The following is a 5,980-nucleotide window of genomic DNA, read 5'->3' on the forward strand; positions in this document are numbered from 1 at the left end:
CGGCCTCGGCGTCTTCGGTGCGGTCACCTCCCCGCTGTGGCGGCCGGGGCAGGGGCTCCCGCTCGTGATCGCGATCGGGATGCTCGGAGGCGCCCTGATGGCCGTCTCGATGGCGGCGACCACCGGTGTGGCGTTGAGGGAGCTGCTCCGCCGACAGGTCCTCGACGCGCCGGCGGTGCCCGGTCCCGGGACGGGCGCTCAGACCCCGCCGGGGAACCCGAGCTGACGCCAGGCCTCGTACGTCGCGACGGCGGCGGCGTTGGACAGGTTCATCGATCGGCGTCCCGGGAGCATCGGGATGCGGAGCCGACCGGTCAGGCGAGGGTGGGCGAGCACCTCGGGGTCGAGGCCCGTCGGCTCGGGGCCGAACAGCAGGGCGTCGCCGTCGGCGTAGGCGACCTCGGCGAACGAGGTCGAGGACTGGGTCGTGAACGCCCAGACGCGGGAGTCGGGCAGGGCGGCGAGCGCCGCGTCGAGGTCGGGGTGGATCTGCACGTCCGCGAGCTCGTGGTAGTCCAGCCCCGCCCGGCGCACGCGCGGCTCGTCGAGCGCGAAGCCGAGCGGCTCGATCAGGTGCAGGACGGCGCCGGTGCCGGCCGCGAGACGGATCGCGCTGCCCGTGTTCCCGGCGATGCGCGGCTCGTGGAAGAGGATGTGGAGCACCGGACGAGTGTGCCATCACCGCTAGGTTGGATCCGTGACCACTCCCTTCGTCGCTGCAGACGACCGCTACGACTCGATGACCTACCGCCGCTGCGGGCGCAGCGGCCTCGACCTGCCGGCCCTCTCGCTCGGGCTGTGGCACAACTTCGGGGAGACCAAGCCCTTCGAGACCCAGCGGGCCATCCTGCGGCGCGCACTCGACCTGGGCATCACGCACATCGACCTGGCGAACAACTACGGCCCGCCCTACGGCTCGGCGGAGGAGACCTTCGGTCGCGCGATGGAGGTCGACCTGCGGCCCTACCGCGACGAGCTGGTGATCTCCACCAAGGCCGGGTACGACATGTGGCCCGGGCCCTACGGCGACGGCGGCTCGCGCAAGTACCTGCTCTCCTCGCTCGACCAGTCGCTCGGCCGGATGGGCCTGGACCACGTCGACATCTTCTACTCCCACCGCCCCGATCCGAGCACCCCGCTCGAGGAGACGATGGGAGCGCTGCACACGGCGGTGACGAGCGGCAAGGCCCTGTACGTCGGCATCTCGAACTACTCGCCGTCCGCGACGCGCGAGGCGGCCCGGATCCTCGGCGAGCTCGGCACCCCGCTGCTCATCCACCAGCCCAGCTACTCGATGTTCAACCGTCATGTGGAGCACCCTGCTCAGGGCGAGTCCGAGTCCCTCCTGGACGCCGTCGGCGACCTCGGGATCGGGATGATCGTCTTCAGCCCGCTCGCCCAGGGTCTGCTGACCGATCGGTACCTCTCGGGTCAGGTGCCTGCCGACTCGCGAGCCGCCGTCGGGCACTTCCTGTCCGCCGAACGGATCAGCGAGACCTACCTCGCCCGCGCACGGGCGCTCGACGAGATCGCCGCCGCGCGTGGGCAGAGCCTCGCCCAGCTCGCCCTGAGCTGGCTGCTGCGCGACGCGCGCGTCACCAGCGCCCTCATCGGCGCGAGCAGCGTCGCCCAGCTCGAGGCCAACGTGGCGGCCCTCGAGGCGCCACCCCTGACCGCAGAGGAGCTCGCGGCGATCGAGCCCTACGCCGTGGACGGCACCGCTCGGTGACCATCGGCACGATCGCTTCTCGTCACGAGGCGGGGCGCACCGGGGCCACCGCCTGGGACCGCTACGGCCGAGGGGACGGGGTCCCCCTGGTGGCGCTGCACGGGTGGACCGATGACGGCGCCTGCTGGTCCCCCTCGATAGCGCGCTGGGTCGGCGGGCGCGAGGTCCTCACCGTCGACGCGCGGGGCCACGGCCGGACGCCCCTGCCGGAGGAACCGTTCACCATCGCCGCTCTCGCGGGGGACGTCGCGGCCGTCGTCGCGGAGGTTCTCGGACGCCCGACCGTCGTCGTCGGGCACTCGATGGGCGGTCTGGTCGCGCAGGAGCTCGCCCTCTCGGCACCGGAGCTCGTGGCAGGGCTCGTGCTCGAGGACCCGGCGTGGCGCGTCGGGCGGGTGGTCGACTCCCGCGGGATCCCCGTCGGACTGCGCGACGGGGTCCTGGCCATGGCTGGCCGCGAGGTGGACTGGCTGCGTGACCTCGGCCGGCAGCAGAACCCCGGGTGGCCGCTCGACGAGATCGCCCCGTGGGCGGAGGCCAAGCACCGCGTCGACCCCCGCGTGATCGACCTCCCGCACCGGTGGGACGAGCGCGACTGGGGTGAGGCACTTGCCGCCGTCCGCGTTCCGGTCACCCTTCTGACCGGCCGGCCGGAGCGGGGCGCGATCGTCGACGCCGAGCAGGTCCGGCGGGTGCAGGACCTGCTCGGTCCGCTGCTGAGGCACGTGCCGCTGCCGACGGGGCACAGCGTGCGCCGGGAGGCGCGCGCCGAGGCGGAGGCCGCTGTGCTGGCCGCGCTGCTGGAGGCCGACGCAGGCGCGTCGGCACTCCCGCAGCGTTAGAGCCGGGCTCAGCCCTCCTCGTCGACCGAGACCTCGTCGACCGAGATGTCGGAGGGGCGCAGGTCGTGCGCCCGCTCGTGCACCCGGCTGCGCCAGCTCAGCAGCACACCGCCGATCGCCGCTGCGGCCAGCGAGCCGAACAGGATCGCGGCCTTGACGTGCTCGCTGTGCGGGGAGTCCGCGCCGAAGGAGAGCTCGCCGATGAGCAGCGAGACGGTGAACCCGACACCCGCCACGGTGGAGACGGCCAGCAGGTCGAGCCACCGCGCGGTCGGGTCGAGCGTCGCCCTGGTGAACCGGACCAGCAGGTACGTCGCGAGCAGGATGCCGATCGGCTTGCCCAGCACCAGGCCGAGCGCGACACCCTGGGCGGCCGGGTCCCCAGCCGCGCTGGCGAGATCGCTCGGGTTGAGGCTCACACCCGCGGCGAACAGGGCGAAGACCGGAACGGCGAGGCCAGCCGAGACGGGGCGCCACTTGTGCTCGTAGTGCTCGGCGAGGCCCACCTTGTGGCCCTCGCGGACCGCGACCGGGACCATGAAGCCGAGCATCACGCCGGCGATCGTCGCGTGCACCCCTGAGCTGTGCATGAGTGCCCAGGCGACGACGGCCAGGGGCAGGAGCACCCAGGTCGGCATGTCGCCGCGTCGCACCAGCAGCCCGAAGAGCGCGATCGCCAGCAGGGCCGCGCCGAGCCACAGGAAGGACAGCCCCTCGGCGTAGAAGACCGCGATGACGATGATGCCCAGCAGGTCGTCGACCACGGCGAGGGTCAGCAGGAAGGCGCGCAGCGCCGTGGGCAGCCGGGAGCCGAACAGCGTGAGCACCGCGACCGCGAAGGCGATGTCGGTGGCGACGGGGATGGCCCAACCCTCGGGCGGTCCGTCCCGCAGCACGACGACGGCCGTGTAGAAGAGCGCGGGGACCGCCATCCCGCCGACGGCCGCGAGGATCGGGACGATGGCGGTCGCCGGCTTGCGCAGCTGGCCCTCGACCATCTCGCGCTTGAGCTCGAGACCGACGACGAAGAAGAAGATCGCCAGCAGGCCGTCCGTCGCCCACTGCGCGACGGTGAGGTCCAGGTGCAGCGAGGCAGGGCCGATCGTCGTCGCGCTGAGCGAGGCGTAGGCCTCGCGCCACGGGGAGTTGGCCCAGATCAGCGCGAGAACCGTCCCGGCGAGCAGGAGCTTGGACCCGGTGTTCTCGGCACGGAGGTCGTCGACGAAGTTGCGCCGGCCGCCTGGAGTCAGCCGTCCGAGGATGGCGTTGCGGCGGGCGACGACTGCTGCTCGACGGCGCAGGAGCGCGGTGCGGCGGTTGCTCATGGTGTTCCCCAGAAGGATGCGCGCGGGACCGCCCGGCTGTGGGCGTCCGACGCGAAGGAGGATAGCCCCGCGGTTGCGGAGGCTCGGGTGCAGAGGTCCCCCGGACGGGGGACGGACATCGTGGTACTCCCGTGCGTGCGGGCGCGCAGGTAGGGGGAGCCGGCGACGCTCACCGGCTCACCCCGCTCTCGATCCAGGCCTGGACGACGGCGACGTCCTGGTCGCCCATCCCGGCGTCGGTCAGCTCGGTGAAGGCCGTCCGCAGCACGTCCAGCTGCGGGGTGGCCGTCCCGCTGCGCCTGGCCTCCTCGGTGGCGAAACCCAGGTCCTTGACCATGAAGCGCGCCTTGCCGGTCGGCCGGTGGTCGTGCTCGACGAAGGCGCGCTTCTTCTGCTCGAGGACCTGGCTGCCGGCCAGTCCCGTGCCGAGCAGGTCGAGCAGCGCGCCGAGGTCGAGGCCTGCCCGCTCGGCGACGACGCTCGCCTCGCCGAGGGCGAGGACCGTCGCGGCGACGATCATCTGGTTGCAGGCCTTGGCGACCTCGCCGGCGCCGAGCGGGCCCAGGTGCACCGGTCGCCCGCAGGCGCGCAGCACCGGGGTGACGAGGGCGACGTCCTCGTCCTCGCCGCCGACCATGATCGCGAGGGTCCCGGCGACCGCCCCGGCCTCGCCGCCGCTGACGGGTGCGTCGACGACGTGGGCGAGGCCGGAGGTCTCCTCGGCCAGGCGTGCGCCGAGAGCGCGCACCCCGTCCGGCGAGACGGTCGAGCAGACCACGAGGGTCAGCGGGTGGTCGAGCCCCGCCAGCAGGCCGCTCTCGCCGGCGAGGACGGCCTCGACGTCCGGCAGGTCGGGCACCGCGAGGAGGACGACCCCGCACCGTGCCGCGAGTGCGGCAGGGGTGGGGTGGGCGACGGCCCCCGCGCCGACCAGCCCGTCCGTCGCGGCGGGGCGGCGGGCGTGCACGTGGAGCTCGTGACCTGCGGCGAGCAGGTGACCGGCCATCGGCCGGCCCATCACCCCGAGGCCGATGAAGCCGATCCCGACGGGCCGGGCCGCCGGGACCGGCTCAGACGACATCGGTGGCCTCGAGCTGGGCGAGGACGGCGCGGGCGACGGCGACGCGTGCGGCGACCGGCATGTCCCGAGGCCGCACGGAGACCTTCACCGCGCGCAGCGCGTCGGGGCCGGCGGCAGCGAGGCTCGCGGCGATCTCCTGCATGCCGAGGGCGGAGGCGGCAGAGGCCTCGAGCGCGGGGTCCTCGCCGCGGGACGGGATGTGCGCGTCGGACCACGGCTCGCCCCAGGCGGTCGTGCTCCCGGTCGCCCCGGACAGGATCAGGGCGCGCAGCAGGTGCGCCTCGCGCGCGGCCAGGAGGTGCTCGACCGGGGTGCCGGTGCTGCGGCCCTCGATCGCGGAGCGGCCCCAGTTGATGCCGATCCCCACGGCCTCGGGGTTCCCGGCCGTCCGGATCGCGGCGATCTCGTCGTCAAGGGTGAGGAAGCCCTTGGACGGCTGCTGCTCCGGGACCAGGGCGTCACAGTGCTCGAGCACGATCTGGGCTCCGGCGAGGTCCCAGTCGGCGATGGTCGCGAGCGAGCGCGCGAGCGAGTCGGCCGACCCGAGCTCCGGGGACGGTGCGCTGTGCACCTCGATGGCCGCCACGCGGGCGGTGCCCTCCTCGTCGGCGAGCCTGCGGGCGAGCTCGGCCGCCCGGGCGACGTCGGCCAGCGCCCGGCCGCGGGCGTCCTCGTCGTCGGATGCCAGTCCGCGGGCGGGGTCGGCCGCGCGGTGCCCCATGACCACCGGGACGCAGGTGAGCATCGCGACCCAGCCCGGCTGCAGCAGGCGGCTGACGGCGGTCGCGTCGATCGCGTCGTCGTCGGCGGGTGCCGGCATCTCGAGCCCGCCGATCGGCAGCCCGGCGAGGGCGGCGTAGAACTCGGCGGCGCTCGCCTCGTCCTTGGGGGCCATGGCGTATCCGCCGAGCAGGGGAAGCGTGCTGCGCAGGTCTGGGGACATCGTCGTCACTCCTGTGTCGGTGCTCAGGTCTCGATTCGGTCTCACGTTGCCATCGGGACC

6 protein-coding genes and 1 pseudogene are annotated in these 5,980 nt (G+C 73.8%); 3 read left to right on the top strand and 4 right to left on the bottom strand.

Annotated features, from left to right (window positions below; all coding sequences use genetic code 11):
* Positions 1 to 226 (top strand): annotated as a pseudogene (locus tag ABWK99_RS12450) (hypothetical protein); the annotation flags it as partial.
* On the opposite strand, the gene ABWK99_RS12455 reads toward ABWK99_RS12450, so the two are convergent.
* The gene (locus ABWK99_RS12455; RefSeq protein WP_372595023.1) at positions 199 to 663 is read right to left on the bottom strand and encodes a tRNA (cytidine(34)-2'-O)-methyltransferase; all 465 of its coding nucleotides are present in this window, start codon (positions 661 to 663) and stop codon (positions 199 to 201) included. The pseudogene ABWK99_RS12450 and the gene ABWK99_RS12455 sit on opposite strands and share 28 nt — an antisense overlap.
* 34 nt (positions 664 to 697) lie before the next feature.
* Between ABWK99_RS12455 and mgrA the strand changes: the two genes are divergently transcribed.
* Positions 698 to 1,729 (top strand): L-glyceraldehyde 3-phosphate reductase, encoded by a 1,032-nt coding sequence (gene mgrA, locus ABWK99_RS12460; protein ID WP_372595024.1) that lies wholly within the window; start codon positions 698 to 700, stop codon positions 1,727 to 1,729.
* Positions 1,726 to 2,571, top strand: coding sequence for an alpha/beta fold hydrolase (locus ABWK99_RS12465; RefSeq protein WP_372595025.1), 846 nt, complete (start codon positions 1,726 to 1,728; stop codon positions 2,569 to 2,571). Before mgrA ends, ABWK99_RS12465 begins: the two co-directional genes overlap by 4 nt.
* Positions 2,572 to 2,579: 8 nt before the next feature.
* Here the strand turns inward: ABWK99_RS12465 and nhaA are convergent, their stop codons facing one another.
* From nhaA to ABWK99_RS12480, 3 genes are all read right to left on the bottom strand, one after another.
* Positions 2,580 to 3,896, bottom strand: a complete 1,317-nt coding sequence (gene nhaA, locus ABWK99_RS12470; RefSeq protein ID WP_372595026.1) for a Na+/H+ antiporter NhaA — start codon at positions 3,894 to 3,896, stop codon at positions 2,580 to 2,582.
* Between the two features lie 169 nt (positions 3,897 to 4,065).
* A complete protein-coding gene (locus tag ABWK99_RS12475) occupies positions 4,066 to 4,977 on the bottom strand; it encodes an NAD(P)-dependent oxidoreductase (protein WP_372595027.1) in 912 nt (303 codons plus the stop codon).
* On the bottom strand, positions 4,967 to 5,920 hold the full coding sequence (locus tag ABWK99_RS12480; protein WP_372595028.1) for a DUF4862 family protein: 954 nt from the start codon (positions 5,918 to 5,920) through the stop codon (positions 4,967 to 4,969). The genes ABWK99_RS12475 and ABWK99_RS12480 overlap by 11 nt, the downstream gene beginning before the upstream one ends.
* Positions 5,921 to 5,980: the final 60 nt, after the last annotated feature.

It is taken from the genome of Actinotalea sp. (assembly GCF_041597215.1).
Lineage (GTDB): Bacteria > Actinomycetota > Actinomycetes > Actinomycetales > Cellulomonadaceae > Actinotalea.

Excerpts from the sequence above, each read along its gene's own strand:
- ABWK99_RS12480 (WP_372595028.1), bottom strand. The coding sequence starts at position 5,920 with ATGTCCCCAGACCTGCGCAGCACGCTTCCCCTGCTCGGCGGATACGCC.
- nhaA (WP_372595026.1), bottom strand. The coding sequence starts at position 3,896 with ATGAGCAACCGCCGCACCGCGCTCCTGCGCCGTCGAGCAGCAGTCGTC.
- ABWK99_RS12475 (WP_372595027.1), bottom strand. The coding sequence starts at position 4,977 with ATGTCGTCTGAGCCGGTCCCGGCGGCCCGGCCCGTCGGGATCGGCTTC.